13 protein-coding genes are annotated in these 15,266 nt (G+C 62.3%); 8 read left to right on the top strand and 5 right to left on the bottom strand.

Annotated features, from left to right (window positions below; all coding sequences use genetic code 11):
* Window positions 1-128: 128 nt before the first annotated feature.
* A complete protein-coding gene (gene mreB, locus ACF8GB_RS19615) occupies window positions 129-1,166 on the bottom strand; it encodes a rod shape-determining protein MreB (RefSeq protein WP_003255163.1) in 1,038 nt (345 codons plus the stop codon).
* 206 nt (window positions 1,167-1,372) lie between these two features.
* Here mreB and gatC point away from each other — a divergent pair, with 206 nt between their 5' ends.
* The 5 genes from gatC to ACF8GB_RS19590 all read left to right on the top strand — a co-directional run bounded on the left by gatC (window position 1,373) and on the right by ACF8GB_RS19590 (window position 6,183).
* On the top strand, window positions 1,373-1,660 hold the full coding sequence (gene gatC / locus ACF8GB_RS19610; protein ID WP_023533299.1) for an Asp-tRNA(Asn)/Glu-tRNA(Gln) amidotransferase subunit GatC: 288 nt from the start codon (window positions 1,373-1,375) through the stop codon (window positions 1,658-1,660).
* Between the two features lie 15 nt (window positions 1,661-1,675).
* A complete protein-coding gene (gatA, locus tag ACF8GB_RS19605; RefSeq protein ID WP_058604400.1) occupies window positions 1,676-3,127 on the top strand; it encodes an Asp-tRNA(Asn)/Glu-tRNA(Gln) amidotransferase subunit GatA in 1,452 nt (483 codons plus the stop codon).
* A gap of 11 nt (window positions 3,128-3,138) precedes the next feature.
* A complete protein-coding gene (gene gatB, locus ACF8GB_RS19600) occupies window positions 3,139-4,584 on the top strand; it encodes an Asp-tRNA(Asn)/Glu-tRNA(Gln) amidotransferase subunit GatB (RefSeq protein WP_058604399.1) in 1,446 nt (481 codons plus the stop codon).
* A 121-nt stretch (window positions 4,585-4,705) separates the two neighbouring features.
* Entirely contained in the window at window positions 4,706-5,080 is a 375-nt protein-coding gene (locus tag ACF8GB_RS19595) for a septal ring lytic transglycosylase RlpA family protein (protein ID WP_078479061.1), read from the top strand.
* A 59-nt stretch (window positions 5,081-5,139) separates the two neighbouring features.
* A complete protein-coding gene (locus ACF8GB_RS19590; RefSeq protein ID WP_392527521.1) occupies window positions 5,140-6,183 on the top strand; it encodes a calcium/sodium antiporter in 1,044 nt (347 codons plus the stop codon).
* 15 nt (window positions 6,184-6,198) lie between these two features.
* Here the strand turns inward: ACF8GB_RS19590 and ACF8GB_RS19585 are convergent, their stop codons facing one another.
* The 4 genes from ACF8GB_RS19585 to ACF8GB_RS19570 all read right to left on the bottom strand — a co-directional run bounded on the left by ACF8GB_RS19585 (window position 6,199) and on the right by ACF8GB_RS19570 (window position 10,603).
* Complete coding sequence (locus ACF8GB_RS19585; RefSeq protein WP_145255758.1) at window positions 6,199-7,560, bottom strand: amino acid permease; 1,362 nt, start codon at window positions 7,558-7,560, stop codon at window positions 6,199-6,201.
* A gap of 56 nt (window positions 7,561-7,616) precedes the next feature.
* On the bottom strand, window positions 7,617-8,558 hold the full coding sequence (locus ACF8GB_RS19580) for an AEC family transporter (RefSeq protein ID WP_058637487.1): 942 nt from the start codon (window positions 8,556-8,558) through the stop codon (window positions 7,617-7,619).
* Window positions 8,559-8,786: 228 nt separating this feature from the next.
* Window positions 8,787-9,347, bottom strand: coding sequence for a response regulator transcription factor (locus ACF8GB_RS19575; RefSeq protein ID WP_058637486.1), 561 nt, complete (start codon window positions 9,345-9,347; stop codon window positions 8,787-8,789).
* Entirely contained in the window at window positions 9,347-10,603 is a 1,257-nt protein-coding gene (locus ACF8GB_RS19570; RefSeq protein ID WP_058637485.1) for an ATP-binding protein, read from the bottom strand. Before ACF8GB_RS19570 ends, ACF8GB_RS19575 begins: the two co-directional genes overlap by 1 nt.
* Window positions 10,604-10,804: 201 nt before the next feature.
* Here ACF8GB_RS19570 and ACF8GB_RS19565 point away from each other — a divergent pair, with 201 nt between their 5' ends.
* The 3 genes from ACF8GB_RS19565 to ACF8GB_RS19555 all read left to right on the top strand — a co-directional run bounded on the left by ACF8GB_RS19565 (window position 10,805) and on the right by ACF8GB_RS19555 (window position 15,252).
* Window positions 10,805-11,521, top strand: a complete 717-nt coding sequence (locus ACF8GB_RS19565) for an SIMPL domain-containing protein (RefSeq protein ID WP_058604393.1) — start codon at window positions 10,805-10,807, stop codon at window positions 11,519-11,521.
* A gap of 374 nt (window positions 11,522-11,895) precedes the next feature.
* On the top strand, window positions 11,896-13,521 hold the full coding sequence (locus ACF8GB_RS19560) for an ABC transporter substrate-binding protein (RefSeq protein ID WP_197844010.1): 1,626 nt from the start codon (window positions 11,896-11,898) through the stop codon (window positions 13,519-13,521).
* Window positions 13,522-13,659: 138 nt separating this feature from the next.
* Window positions 13,660-15,252, top strand: coding sequence for an ABC transporter substrate-binding protein (locus ACF8GB_RS19555; protein ID WP_392474871.1), 1,593 nt, complete (start codon window positions 13,660-13,662; stop codon window positions 15,250-15,252).
* Window positions 15,253-15,266: the final 14 nt, after the last annotated feature.

Raw genomic sequence — 15,266 nt, 5'->3', positions numbered from 1 at the left:
ACATGGGACAAGGCACCAGCCTGGTTGCGAATTGATGGATGAGGCACCCAAACGGGCACCGGCCAGCACATACAGGTAGCACTGTGCGTGCTACCTGTAAACCGGGGCTCACGAGCAGCGAGTAAGCGTCACTCGCTCGAGAGCAGGTCCATTGCGTGCTTATCCATCATTTCCAGGGCTCGACCGCCCCCGCGTGCGACACAGGTCAGCGGATCTTCGGCGACGATGACCGGCAGCCCGGTTTCCTGGGCCAGTAGCTTGTCCAGGTCACGCAGCAGTGCGCCGCCGCCGGTCAACACCAGGCCACGTTCGGCGATGTCGGAAGCCAGTTCAGGTGGCGATTGCTCCAGGGCACTCTTGACCGCCTGGACGATGGTCGCCAGCGACTCCTGCAGCGCTTCGAGCACTTCGTTGGAGTTCAGAGTGAACGCACGCGGTACGCCTTCGGCCAGGTTACGGCCGCGGACATCGACTTCACGCACTTCACCGCCCGGGTAGGCAGTACCGATTTCCTGCTTGATGCGCTCGGCGGTGGATTCGCCGATCAAGCTGCCGTAGTTACGGCGCACGTAGGTCACGATGGCTTCGTCGAAGCGGTCGCCACCGACGCGCACCGATTCGGCATACACCACGCCGTTGAGCGAGATCAGCGCGATTTCGGTGGTACCGCCGCCGATGTCGACGACCATGGAGCCACGGGCCTCTTCGACCGGCAGGCCGGCACCGATGGCAGCGGCCATGGGTTCTTCGATCAGGAACACTTCGCGGGCACCTGCACCCAGGGCCGACTCGCGAATGGCGCGGCGCTCAACCTGGGTGGACTTGCACGGCACGCAGATCAGCACGCGAGGGCTGGGCTGCAGGAAGCTGTTCTCATGAACCTTGTTGATAAAGTATTGCAACATTTTTTCGCAGACGCTGAAGTCGGCGATCACGCCGTCCTTCATCGGACGAATGGCTGCGATGTTGCCAGGCGTACGGCCCAGCATGCGTTTGGCTTCGGTACCGACGGCGACGACGCTTTTCTGATTGCCATGGGTACGGATGGCAACAACCGAGGGCTCATTCAGGACGATACCGCGCTCACGCACGTAAATTAGGGTGTTGGCAGTACCCAGGTCGATGGACAGATCGCTGGAAAACATGCCACGCAGTTTCTTGAACATGGGAAAGTGACCCTGGGGAAAGCGTGGGTAAAAAAGTGCGGCAAACTCTAACAATGGCAGGGATTTTGGGCAAGGAGCCAATATGTTAAATTGGCTGTTTTTCCGAGCATGCCAGCCGATGATCGCGGCCATTGGACCGCCAAAAAGCTGACATGTTCCTCATTGCGGACACTGAATCCGTTCTTTCTATCCTTCTGGAGATCCCCATGGCGCTTGAACGCTGCGACGTGGAAAAGATCGCCCATCTGGCCCGACTGGGCCTAAATGATGGCGAACTGCCACGCATTACCGACGCCTTGAACAGCATCCTCGGGTTGGTCGACCAGATGCAAGCGGTGGACACCGCCGGCATCGAACCCCTGGCTCACCCCCTGGAGGCCAGCCAGCGCCTGCGCCCCGACCAGGTCACCGAGCACAACCAGCGCGACGCTTATCAGGCCGTCGCCCCGCAGACCGAGAACGGTCTGTACCTGGTTCCGAAAGTCATCGAGTAAGGGATAGAGCCTGCCATGCATCAATTGACCCTGGCCGAGATCGCCCGCGGACTCGCCGACAAGTCGTTTTCCTCCGAAGAGCTGACCAGCGCCCTGCTGGACCGTATCAAGCAGCTCGACCCACAGCTCAACAGCTTCATCACCGTGACCGACGAGCTGGCCCTGGGCCAGGCACGTGCCGCCGATGCCCGCCGTGCCGCTGGCGAAGGTGGGGCGTTGCTGGGCGCGCCCATTGCCCACAAGGACCTGTTCTGCACACAGGGCGTGCGCACCAGCTGCGCCTCGAAGATGCTCGACACCTTCAAGGCGCCCTATGACGCCACCGTGGTGGCCAAGCTTGCCGAAGCCGGCATGGTGACGCTGGGCAAGACCAACATGGACGAGTTCGCCATGGGTTCGGCCAACGAATCGAGCCACTACGGCGCGGTGAAGAACCCCTGGAACCTCGAGCACGTACCTGGTGGCTCGTCCGGCGGCTCGGCCGCTGCCGTAGCCGCGCGCCTGTTGCCGGTGACCACCGGCACCGACACCGGCGGGTCGATCCGTCAGCCGGCCGCGCTGACCAACCTCACCGGCCTCAAGCCCACTTACGGGCGCGTCTCGCGCTGGGGCATGATCGCCTATGCCTCAAGCCTGGATCAGGGCGGCCCGCTGGCCCGCACGGCCGAGGACTGCGCGCTTTTGCTGCAAGGCATGGCCGGCTTCGACGCCAAGGACTCGACCAGCATCGAGGAGCCGGTTCCCGACTACAGCGCCACCCTGGGTGATTCGCTGCAAGGGCTGCGCATCGGTCTGCCGAAGGAGTACTTCGGTGCTGGTTTGGACCCGCGCATTGCCGACCTCGTACAGGCCAGCGTCAAGGAACTGGAAAAGCTCGGCGCGGTGGTCAAGGAAATCAGCCTGCCGAACATGCAGCACGCCATCCCGGCGTACTATGTGATCGCCCCGGCAGAAGCGTCCTCGAACCTGTCGCGTTTCGACGGTGTTCGCTTCGGTCATCGCTGCGAAGCGCCCAAGGACCTGACCGACCTGTACAAGCGTTCCCGTGGCGAAGGCTTCGGCGCCGAAGTGCAGCGCCGGATCATGGTCGGCACCTACGCCCTGTCGGCGGGCTACTATGACGCCTACTACGTGAAGGCCCAGCAAATTCGCCGCCTGATCAAGAACGACTTCATGGCTGCCTTCAAGGACGTCGACCTGATTCTCGGCCCGACCACCCCCAACCCGGCCTGGAAACTGGGCGCCAAGAGCAGCGATCCGGTTGCCGCCTACCTCGAGGACGTCTACACCATCACGGCCAACCTCGCGGGCCTGCCAGGGCTCTCGATGCCAGCCGGCTTCGTCGATGGCCTGCCGGTGGGCGTGCAGTTGCTGGCGCCCTACTTCCAGGAAGGCCGCCTGCTTAACGTAGCCCATCGCTACCAGCAGGTGACCGATTGGCACACCCGCGCCCCTAACGGCTTCTGAGGAACAGACACATGCAATGGGAAGTTGTGATCGGGCTGGAAATCCACACTCAGCTCGCCACCCAGTCGAAAATCTTTTCCGGTAGTGCCACCACGTTTGGCTCGCAACCCAATACGCAGGCGAGCCTGGTCGACCTGGGCATGCCAGGTGTACTGCCGGTCCTGAACCAGGAAGCGGTACGCATGGCGTGCATGTTCGGCCTGGCCATCGATGCCGAAATCGGCAAGCGCAACGTGTTCGCGCGCAAGAACTACTTCTACCCTGACCTGCCCAAGGGCTACCAGATTAGCCAGATGGACCTGCCCATTGTGGGCAAGGGCCATCTGGACATCGCCCTGGAAGACGGCACCATCAAGCGCATTGGCGTGACCCGCGCCCACCTGGAAGAAGATGCGGGCAAGAGCCTGCACGAAGATTTCAGCGGTTCCACCGGCATCGACCTGAACCGTGCCGGCACCCCGCTGCTGGAAATCGTGTCCGAGCCCGACATGCGCAGCGCCAAGGAAGCGGTGGCCTACGTCAAGGCCATTCATGCGCTGGTGCGCTACCTGGGCATCTGCGACGGCAACATGGCCGAAGGGTCGCTGCGCTGCGACTGCAACGTGTCGATCCGGCCCAAGGGCCAGACCGAGTTTGGCACTCGCTGCGAGATCAAGAACGTCAACTCGTTCCGCTTCATCGAGCGCGCGATCAACAGCGAAATCCAACGCCAGATCGACTTGATCGAGGACGGCGGCAAGGTGGTTCAGGAAACGCGCCTGTACGATCCTAACAAGGACGAAACCCGCTCCATGCGCAGCAAGGAGGAAGCCAACGACTACCGTTACTTCCCCGACCCGGACCTGCTGCCGGTGGTCATCGAGGACAGCTTCCTGGAAACCGTGCGCGCCGGCTTGCCGGAACTGCCCACCCAGAAAGTCGAGCGCTTCCAGAGCCAGTACGGGCTGTCGGCGTACGATGCCAACGTACTGGCCTCGAGCCGTGAACAGGCGGACTACTTCGAGGAGGTGGTCAAGCTCGGGGGCGACGCCAAAATGGCCGCCAACTGGGTCATGGTCGAGCTGGGCAGCCTGCTCAACAAGCTCGGCATCGAGATCGACCAGGCCCCGGTCACCGCCGCACAGTTGGGCGGCATGCTGGTGCGCATCCGCGACAACACCATCAGCGGCAAGATCGCCAAGACCGTGTTCGAGGCCATGGCCGCCGGTGAAGGCGATGCCGACACCATCATCGAAAGCCGCGGCCTCAAGCAGGTCACCGACAGTGGCGCTATCGAATCGATGCTCGACGAGGTGCTGGCGGCCAACGCCGAACAGGTCGAACAGTACCGCGCCGCCGACGAGGCCAAGCGCGGCAAGATGTTCGGCTTCTTCGTCGGCCAAGCCATGAAGGCATCCAAGGGCAAGGCCAACCCTGGGCAGGTGAATCAGCTGCTCAAGGCCAAGCTCGAAGGTTGACCGTACCCTCCAGCGGGGGCTCGCCCTCGCTGACAGACCAGCCGAGGCTGACCAGCGCACCCTGGTCAACCTTGGTTTGTCCCGCGCCCGGTCACAAGCTGCGGCGCACTGGAGTACCTGCATGTTGAAACGTTCTCTGGCCAGTTTGGCCCTCTTTTCCTGTCTGGCAGGCTGCGCCAGCCATGACATCGACCCGCGAGGATATGACCGCACGGGTACTGCCTCCTACTACGGTGCCCGCCATCACGGCAAACGCACCGCCAGCGGCGAGGCGTTCAATCAGCATGGCCTGACGGCGGCTCATCGCAACCTGCCGTTCGGCAGCCGGGTGCTGGTGACCAACCTGGCCAATCGACGTAGCGTCGTGGTCCGTATCAATGACCGCGGCCCGCACGCCCGCAGTCGACTGATCGACCTGTCTCGGGCTGCCGCTGAAAAAATCGGCATGGTGCGTAGCGGAACAGCGCGCGTGCGAGTACAAGGTCTTAGTGACTGACGCCCAGGAGCCCTACCATTTTCGATCTGGCCACCCTCCCCACGTTCAGCCTGCTGCAGCTGGGCATCGCCTTGCTGCTGTTGGTCGCAGGCGCCGAACTGCTGGTACGGGCTGCACTGCGCCTGGCGCAACGCCTTCATGTCCGGCCGCTGATCATCGGGCTGAGCCTGGTGGCATTCGGCAGCACCGCACCCCAGTTGACCCTCAGCCTGCAGGCCGCCTATCAAGGCGCACCGGACGTTGCCGTGGGCAGCGTCATCGGCAGCAACATCTTCAATGTGCTGGCCATTCTTGGCCTGGCAGCCCTGGTCATTCCACTTCGCGTCTCTCGCCAGCTGGTACGCCTGGATATCCCGTTGATGATCCTGGCCAGTGCCTTGGTCTACGGGTTGGCTGCCAATGGCTATCTGGGCCGCGTTGAAGGCGTGTTGCTGCTGCTGGGGCTGGTGGGTTATCTGGCCATGCTCTGGCACCAGTCCCGTCACTACGCACGCACCTACCCTGCCCCGCCATCGGTGCCACAAAGCCCGGCGCGCTTCTGGTGCGCAGCGCTGCTGTTGGTGATGGCAGGCCTGGGGCTGCTGAGCCTGGCCGGTCATCTGCTGCTCGACGCGGCCGTGGAGGTGGCCACCGACCTGGGCCTGTCCGAGCGCGTCATCGGCCTTACGGTGGTGGCCATCTGCACATCGTTGCCGGAATTGGCGGCAGCCCTGATCGCTGCCTTGCGCGGTGAACGCGAGATCGCCGTGGGCACGGTGATCGGCAGCAACCTGTGCAACCTGCTGGGCGTGTTGGGCCTGACCGCCGTGGTGACCCCCGAGCCCTTGTCGATTTCGCCCAATGCACTGGATTTCGACCTGCCCGTCATGCTGGGCGTGGCCGCGTTGAGCTTGCCGGTGTTTTATTCGGGTTATCGCATCACCCGGGCCGAAGGACTGGTGTTCCTGTGCCTGTACCTGGCCTACGGCCTGCACATCGCCGCGTTCACCATGGGCATGCCCCTGGCCGAGCGCCTGGAGCGCCTGATGCTGCTCTATGTATTGCCCGTGCTGGCGGTGGTGTTGGTGTACACCACGGTGCGCGCCTGGCGCCGCCAGCATTGAGTACCGAGCGTCAGGTCAGCGGCTGGCCTGACGAGCCTTCTTCAACTTGAAGGCTACCCACAGCAGCAGGATCCAGCCCGGGATCAACATCACAGAGATGCGAATAGGTGGCGTCAGGTACATCACCACCAAAATCAGCACGATGAAGGCCAGGCATAGGTAGTTGGTGAACGGATGACCCAAGCTCTGGTAGAAGGGCTGTACCCCTGCCGCGCGCTTGGCCTTGCGGAACTTGAGGTGGGTGATGCTGATGCTGGCCCAGTTGATCACCAATGCCGACACCGCCAGTGCCATCAGCAGGCCAAAGGCTTGGCCGGGCATCAGGTAATTGATCACCACGCACAGGCCCGTGGCCAGGGCAGAAATGCCTAAAGCTGCCAGGGGTACACCGCTGCGGCTGACCTTGAGCAACTGACGTGGGGCATCGCCTTGGCTGGCCAGGCCGAACAGCATGCGGCTGTTGGCGTACACGCAGCTGTTGTAAACCGACAGCGCCGCTGTCAGGACCACGATGTTGAGGACGGTCGCGACCAGGTCGCTGTCCAGTTCATGGAAAATCATCACGAACGGGCTACCGCCTTGTACCACTTTCTGCCAGGGGTACAGCGAAAGCAGCACCGCAAGCGCGCCGATGTAGAAGATCAGGATCCGGTAGACCACCTGGTTGGTGGCCTTGGGTATGCTCTGGCGCGGATTGTCGGCTTCGGCGGCCGTGATGCCTACCAGTTCCAGACCACCGAACGAAAACATGATCACGGCCAGGGCCATGACCAGGCCGGTCACGCCGTTGGGGAAGAACCCGCCGTATTGCCACAGGTTGGCCACACTGGCATCCGGGCCGCCGCTGCCGGTGCTGAGCAACCAGGCGCCGAAGCCTATCATGCTGACGATGGCCACGATTTTTACCAAGGCGAACCAGAACTCCATCTCACCATAAACCTTCACCTGGGTGAGGTTGATCAGGTTGATCACCACGAAGAAGATCGCGGCCGTGGCCCAGGTTGGAAACTCAGGCCACCAGTACTGGACGTAGATACCCACCGCCGTCAGCTCGGCCATGCCGACCAACACGTAGACTACCCAGTAGTTCCAGCCAGACACGAAGCCTGCGAACTCGCTCCAGTACTGGTGGGCAAAATGGCTGAAGCTACCGGCGACCGGCTCTTCCACGACCATTTCCCCAAGCTGGCGCATGATCAGGAAAGCCATCAGGCCAGCAATGGCATAGCCCAGCAAGACCGAGGGGCCGGCCAGCTGAATGGTCTGGGCGATGCCCAGGAACAACCCTGTGCCGATGGCGCCGCCGAGCGCGATCAGCTGGATGTGACGATTCTTCAGCCCGCGCTGTAACCGCTCGGGCGTGCTCTGGTCTTGCATGAAGTGTCCTTTCGCTCAGTGAGGCAATGCTGTTGCTGTTGTTTGCAGTCAAGGATCTAGATCCAGCCGCCCCACTGCAAGATGAAAATACCAATGTTGGTGGTGATCGCGGCCATTAGCGTGGTGATCACGATGATCGAAGCGGCCAGTTCATGGTTGCCGTTGGCCGCACGCGCCATCACGTAGCTGGCCGCTGCGGTAGGGCTGCCGATGTAGAGGAACAGGATGCCCAGTTCGGCCCCGCGAAAACCACAAAGCCAGGCGCCAAGGGTACCGATCAGCGGCAGCCAGGCCATTTTTACCAGGCTGGCGTCCACGGCCAGCCGGCCGCTGTCGCGCAGAGCCGTCAGCGACAGGGTGCCGCCAATGCAGATCAGGGCCAGGGGCAGCGTCATCTGCGCCAGGTAATCACCGGAGGTAAGCAGCCAATTTGGCAACGGGACTTGGCCGTAGGCCATGGGAATGGCGACCAGCACGCTGAGGATCAGCGGGTTTTTCAGGATACTTTTGAGGATGCTCCACGGGTCGGACTTCAGATCGGGGCTGTAGACCGCCAGCACGATGGCAGACAACGAGTTGTACAACAGGATCACCAACCCGGCCAACACTGCACCCAATGAGATGCCATAGTCGCCGTACAAGCTTGCGGCCAGTGCCAGGCCAATCACGCCGTTGTTGCCGCGAAAGGCCCCCTGGGTGTAGATGCCTCGGTCGGCCCACGGGCTGCGCCAGACGGCCATGCCCCAGGCGATGGCAAATCCGGCCAGGGTGGCCACCGTGAAATAGAGCATGATCCCAGGCCGGACCGCAGCCGCCAGGTCGGCATGATAGATGCCCAGAAACAGCAAGGCCGGCATGCAGACGTTGAACACCAGTTGCGAGGCGACCCTGTTGAAGTTGTCGTCGATCAGGTGGATACGGCGAAGCAACACGCCCAGAAACAACATGGCGAAAACGGGCGCCGTGATGTTCAGCGTCTGGATGAGAAGGGCAAGCATGGGCGCACAATCCTGGAAGGGGGGTTGCCGTTAGGGGGCTAATGATACGCCAACGGCCAGGATTTGCGGGCATTGTGCCGATATGGCCTTGCAAGCGGCCCTGCTGAAGTACTGAACCGGACGCGATGGGCCGCACAGCGGCCGCAGGATTTCAAACTCGCAGCCCCAGTACATCTGGGCTCATCGCGGCCGGTCCGGCGTCCGCCAAGATCGCGCCTGCAGCAGCATTCAGCGCCGCACTGGCCGCTTCTGCAATTTGCGCTGCAATGTCCGGCGGTGCATGCCCAGCGCGCGCGCGGTCGCCGAGATGTTGCCCTCGTGCTCATTGAGCACACGCTGGATGTGTTCCCACTGCAGACGGTCCACGGACATGGGGTTTTCCGGCACCAGGGTGTCCAGGTCGGTGTGCTCGGACAACAAGGCCGCCAGCACGTCGTCAGCGTCAGCCGGTTTGCACAGGTAGTTGCAGGCGCCGCGCTTGACCGCTTCCACTGCCGTGGCGATGCTCGAGTACCCGGTCAGGATGACGACCCGCATTTCCGGGTCCAACTCCAGCAGCTTGGGCAGCAGCACCAGGCCCGAATCCCCGTCCATTTTCAGGTCGAGCGTGGCGTAGTCCGGCAGGTCTTGCTGGGCCAGGATCAAACCTTCTTCGGCCGAGCTGGCGGTGCTCACCCGAAAGCCCCTGCGGCTCATGGCCCGGGCCATCACCCGGGTAAAGGTAGCATCGTCGTCCACCAGCAGCAGGTGCGGCAGCTCTTCGGTTTCGACCTGGTTTTCTTCACTCATTATGCTTCTCCTCGCATGCCGTAGGGCAGGCGCAATTCGGTCAGGGTGCCACCTTGTTCATGACTATAGAGTTTCACTGAGCCACCCGCACGGGTGACGCTGGCCTTGCTCAGGAACAGGCCCAGGCCGAAGCCCTTGCCCTTGGTGGTAATGAAAGGTTTGCCAATGGCTTCGGCGATGGCTGGCGGTACGCCAGGGCCATGGTCGCGGATGCTGATGACGATGTCCTGGTGATCCCAGTCCAGGCGCACCTCCAGGTCATCGGGACAGGCGTCGGCGGCATTGTTCAACAGGTTGAGCAGCGCCTGGGTCAGGTCAGGCGGTGGCGTCAGCCGGGGGACAAGACCATCACGCAGGCGCTGGAAGCGGTAACTGGCTTCCGGGCGCATCAGGTGCCAGCGGTTGAGGGCCTCGTCGAGCCAGACGGTGACGTCCTGCTCGACGATGGCCAGCCGGCGATTGGCCTCGGCTGCGCGAACCAGCTGTTGCAGGGTTTCCTTGCACAGCTTGACCTGGTCCTGAAGGATCTGCAGGTCTTCCTGCAGCAGCGGATCAGTGTGATCCTGGCGCATCTCGTTGAGCAACACGCTCATCGTCGCCAGCGGCGTACCCAGCTCGTGGGCTGCGCCCGCAGCCTGGGTGGCCACGGCCAGCAACTGCTCATCGCGCAGGCTTTCTTCGCGGCGCTCCGAGCGCAGGTGCTCCTGGCGCCGAAGTTCCTCGGCCATGCGCGCGGCAAAGAACGTGATCACCGCGGCGGCCAGCGCAATGCTCAGCCACATGCCGTAGACCTGCATCTTGTCCCGTGCCAGCGGCAGGCCTTCGAGCGGGTAGAACTGCACCAGCAGCAGGCTGTAGGCCGTCAGCGCGATGCCCGACAGAATCAGCGAATACAGCCAGGGCAGCGTAACCGCCGCGATCGCCAGCGGCACCAGGTAGTAGGACACGAAGGGGTTGGTCGAGCCGCCGGAGTAGTACAGCAGGGCGCTGTGTATCAACAGGTCGCACGCCAGTTGCAGGGCATATTCGAGTTCGGTGACCGGCAGCGACAAGCGCAGGCGCAGCGCCGTGAAGGCGCACAGCAGCGAGGACAAGGCCAGGGTGCCGGCCAGCGACAGCCAGGGCAGTGGCAACAGCTCGGTCCAGTAGGCAACGCCCACCGAGCCGGCCTGGGCGGCCAACACAAGAACGCGAATGACGGTCAGTCGCCAGAGGTTCTGGCGTGTAGCGGACAGCGGTTGTACGGCGGCGAGCATGAGCTCTCCTGATGAGTGCTCCAGAAAATCGGCTGGAGTATACCGAAGCGGGACATGCTGCTGCAGTGATGCGGCAAACCGCCACACTTTGTCACAGCTTCATGGGGCCAGCGCTGAACCCACTACACTGTTCCCGGTCTGATGGGCCATGCGTGGAATGGATGGCCACACCCCACGCTTTCATCTGCCAAGGAGCACCTTATGCTAATCCAACGTCGCGGCGCTGCCCTTCTCTTGTCCTGCGGTCTGCTGGCCAGCCTGCCAGCGCTGGCCGCCGATGAACCGCGCTTCAACCAGGTGTCGCTGCGCGCCGAAGTGAGCAAGGAAGTGGCACGCGACCTGATGGTCGTGACCCTCTACAGCGAAGCGCAGAACACCGACCCGAGCAAGCTTGCCAAGCAGATCACCGAGACCATGAACAAGGCCGTGCAGCAGTCGCGCCAGGTCAAGGACGTCAAGATCAGCCAGGGCAGCCGCAACAGCTACCCGGTGTACGACACCAAGGGCCAGAAAATCACCGGCTGGCGCGAGCGTGCCGAGCTGCGGCTCGAAAGCGCGGACTTCCCGGCGCTTTCACAGCTCACCGCCGAGCTGCTGCAAGACCTGAAAATGGGCGGCATGGACTTCTCCATCGCACCGGCTACCCGCAAGTCCAGCGAAGACGCGCTGCTCAAGGAGGCCGTCGACGCGTTCAAGGCGCGCGCCCAGTTGGCCACCGAAGCCCTGGGCGGCAGCGGTTACAAGGTGGTCAGCCTCAACTTGAACAGCAGCGGCTACCCACGTCCTTACCTGCGCAGTGCGCCGATGGCGATGAAAGCCATGGCAGCAGACGAGGCTGCGCCCGCGCCGGACATCGAGGCGGGCACCAGCGAAGTGAGCATGAATGCCGATGGCTTGATCGAAGTTCAGATGCCCTGACCGCAAGGTGGCAGGGGTAGGTCCAAGGCCAGCCCCTGACCAGCAGCAGATGCCCTGGCGCCTTCACTGGCCCGCCAGGGCTTTTCTTCTTCCCCTAACGGGTAGCCCGCATTTTAAGAGATTTCCTACACCCTCTTAAGCCTTTCCCGACATCTTCCCTTAATCAGCAATATTCTGCAAAAAGCCACCATTCTGCCCTCGCAAACGTTTAACTCCGTCAAAAGTTACACCGATGCGACATTCATGTACTGCCGTGCCACATTTCAAGTCCCGACTAACCTTGTGCATATTGCATTGGGCCCACCCCTGCATAAGTATCCGCAGGTCGGCTCACGAGGCCGCCTCTTCTGAACAATGACAACAATGAGGCCAACATGCTCAAACATGCAGTCATTCCGTTCCTGCTAGGCGCAGGTTTGCTCACCGGCGCGCCGTCGGCCTTCGCCGCTTCCAACCTGGTGTTCTGTTCAGAAGGCAGCCCGGCCGGTTTCGACCCGGGGCAATACACCACCGGTACCGATTTCGACGCCTCTGCCGAAACGGTTTTCAACCGGTTGACTCAGTTCGAGCGAGGCGGCACCGCGGTCATTCCTGGGCTGGCAACGCGCTGGGAGGTGGCGGAGGATGGCAAGACCTACACCTTCCACCTGCGCGAAGGCGTGAAGTTCCACACCACCGATTACTTCAAGCCCACCCGCCCGTTTAATGCGGACGACGTGCTGTTCACGTTCAACCGCATGCTCGACAAGGACCATCCGTTCCGCAAGGCCTACCCCACCGAGTTCCCATACTTCACCGACATGGGCATGGACAAGAACATCGCCGGCGTCGAGAAACTGGACGACCATACGGTCAAGTTCACTCTCAACGACGTCGACGCCGCTTTCATCCAGAACCTGGCCATGAGCTTTGCGTCCATCCAGTCCGCCGAGTACGCCGACCAGTTGCTCAGGAATGGCAAGGCCGCCGACATCAACCAGAAGCCGATCGGCACCGGCCCGTTCGTGTTCAGCAAGTACCAGAAAGACGCGCAGATTCGCTTCAAGGGTAACAAGGACTACTGGAAACCCGAGGACGTGAAGATCGACAACCTGATCTTCGCCATCACCACCGATGCTTCGGTGCGCATGCAGAAACTCAAGAAGAACGAGTGCCAGGTCACGCTGTTCCCGCGCCCGGCCGATATCGCCCCGCTCAAGCAGGACCCCAAGCTGCAGATGCCCCAGCAGGCGGGCTTCAACCTGGGCTACATCGCCTACAACGTGATGGACCAGGTCAAGGGCAGCAACCAGCCCAACCCCATGGCTCAACTCAAGGTGCGCCAGGCGCTGGACATGGCCGTGGACAAGCAGAAAATCATCGAGTCGGTCTACCAGGGGGCAGGCCAGCTGGCGGTCAATGCCATGCCACCGACCCAGTGGTCGTATGACAGCAGCATCAAGGACGCTCCCTACGACCCCGACAAGGCCCGCCAATTGCTCAAGGAAGCCGGCATCAAGGACGGCACCGAAATTACTCTTTGGGCCATGCCGGTCCAGCGCCCGTACAACCCCAACGCCAAGCTGATGGCCGAGATGCTCCAGGCAGACTGGGCCAAGGTCGGTATCAAGGCCAAGATCGTCAGCTATGAATGGGGCGAGTACATCAAGCGCTCCAAGGCGGGCGAACAGGGCGCCATGCTCATTGGCTGGAGCGGGGACAATGGCGACCCTGACAACTGGCTGGGCACCTTGTATGGCTGCGACGCCATCGACGGCAACAACTTCTCCAAGTGGTGCTACAAGCCCTACGATGACTTGATCAAGCAGGCCAAGGCCACCTCCGACCAGGCCAAGCGCACCGAGCTTTATCAGAAAGCCCAGCACATCCTCAAGGAACAGGTGCCGATCACCCCGATCGCCCACTCCACCGTCTACCAGCCCATGAGTGCCAAGGTGAAGGACTTCAAGATCAGTCCATTTGCCCTGAACGCGTTCTACGGCGTCAGCGTGGACAAATAGCCTGAGGGCTGCGCCCGCCTGACGGGCGCCTGACCCACCCAATCCATACCCCGTCGTCCCGCTGCCAAGCGTGCGGGACAGGCGAACTGTTGCCGCGATTCGTGCCCGGAGCCGGCCCCGCACCCAAAAGGACTTAGCATGCGCCACGTGACCCGACTTTCTACACTGCTCGCCCTGACCCTCCTCGGCCAGACGCCAGCGGTGCTGGCCAACAACCTGGTGTTCTGCTCCGAAGGCAGCCCGGCCGGTTTCGATACCGCCCAATACACCACCGCCACCGACAATGACGCCGCCCAGCCGATCTACAACCGCCTGGTGGAGTTCGAACGCGGCGGCACGGCGGTGCACCCTGCCCTGGCCACCCGCTGGGAAGTCAGCGAGAACGGCCTGCGCTACACCTTTCACCTGCGCGAAGGCGTGAGCTTTCACAGCAACAAGGCCTTCACCCCCAGCCGTCCCTTCAACGCAGACGACGTGCTGTTCACCTTCAACCGCATGCTCGACAGGCAGCACCCGTTTCGCAAGGCCTACCCCACCGAGTTTCCCTACTTTGTCAGCATGGGCCTGGACAAGAACATTGCAGGCGTCGAAAAGACCGACCCATACACCGTGGTGTTCACGCTGCACACGGTAGACGCCGCGTTCATCCAGAACCTGGCCATGAGCGTTGCATCGATCCTGTCCGCCGAATACGCCGAGCAACTGCTCAAGACCGGGCGGCCCAGCGACATCAACCAGCAACCGATAGGCACCGGCCCGTTCGTGTTCCAGCGTTACCAGAAGGACTCGCAGATCCGCTACAAGGCCAACCGTGCCTACTGGGCGCCCGAGCAGGTGAAGCTCGACAACCTGGTGTTCTCGATCAATGTCGACCCGTCGGTGCGCATCCAGAAACTGCGCCGCAACGAGTGCCAGGTCACCCTGCATCCGCGGCCGGCCGACCTGCCAGGGCTCAAGCAGGACCCCAAAGTGCAGGTCTTGCAGCAAGCAGGGTTCAACCTGGGCTATATCGCCTACAACACCCAGCACCCGCCATTCGACCGGCTTGAGGTGCGCCAGGCCATGGACATGGCGGTCAACAAGCAAGCCATCCTGCAGGCGGTGTACCAGCAAGCCGGGCAACGGGCGGTCAACGCGATGCCGCCCACACAGTGGTCCTACGACACCAGCATCACCGATGCACCCCATGACCCGGACAAAGCCCGCCAGCTGCTCGAGCAGGCCGGGGTCAAGCCTGGCACCGAAATCACCCTGTGGGCCATGCCGGTGCAACGCCCCTACAACCCTAACGCCAAGCTGATGGCCGAAATGCTCCAAGCCGATTGGAGCAAGCTGGGCTTCAAAGTGCGCATTGTCAGCTACGAATGGGGCGAATACATCAAGCGCCTCAAGAGCGGTGAGCACGATGTGGCGCTGATCGGTTGGACTGGTGACAACGGCGACCCCGACAACTGGCTGGGCACGCTATACAGCTGCGATGCCATTGGCAGCAACAACTACTCGCAATGGTGCGACCCGCAGTACGACAGCCTGGTCAAGCAAGCCAAGCAGGTCACCGACCAGGCCCAGCGCACCACGCTCTATCAGCAAGCCCAGCAGCGGCTCAAGCAGCAGGTGCCGATCACGCCAGTGGCCCACTCAACTGTCAATCAGCCCCTGAGCACCCAAGTGTCCGGGTTCAAGGTCAGCCCGTTCGGACGCAACGATTTTTCCGGCGTCAGCGTCGATTAGCACCGCCGGGCAGG

It is taken from the genome of Pseudomonas sp. xss_4, assembly GCF_043104125.1.
Classification (GTDB): Bacteria; Pseudomonadota; Gammaproteobacteria; order Pseudomonadales; family Pseudomonadaceae; genus Aquipseudomonas; species Aquipseudomonas parafulva_B.
This window is presented reverse-complemented; position numbering and strand designations above follow the sequence as displayed.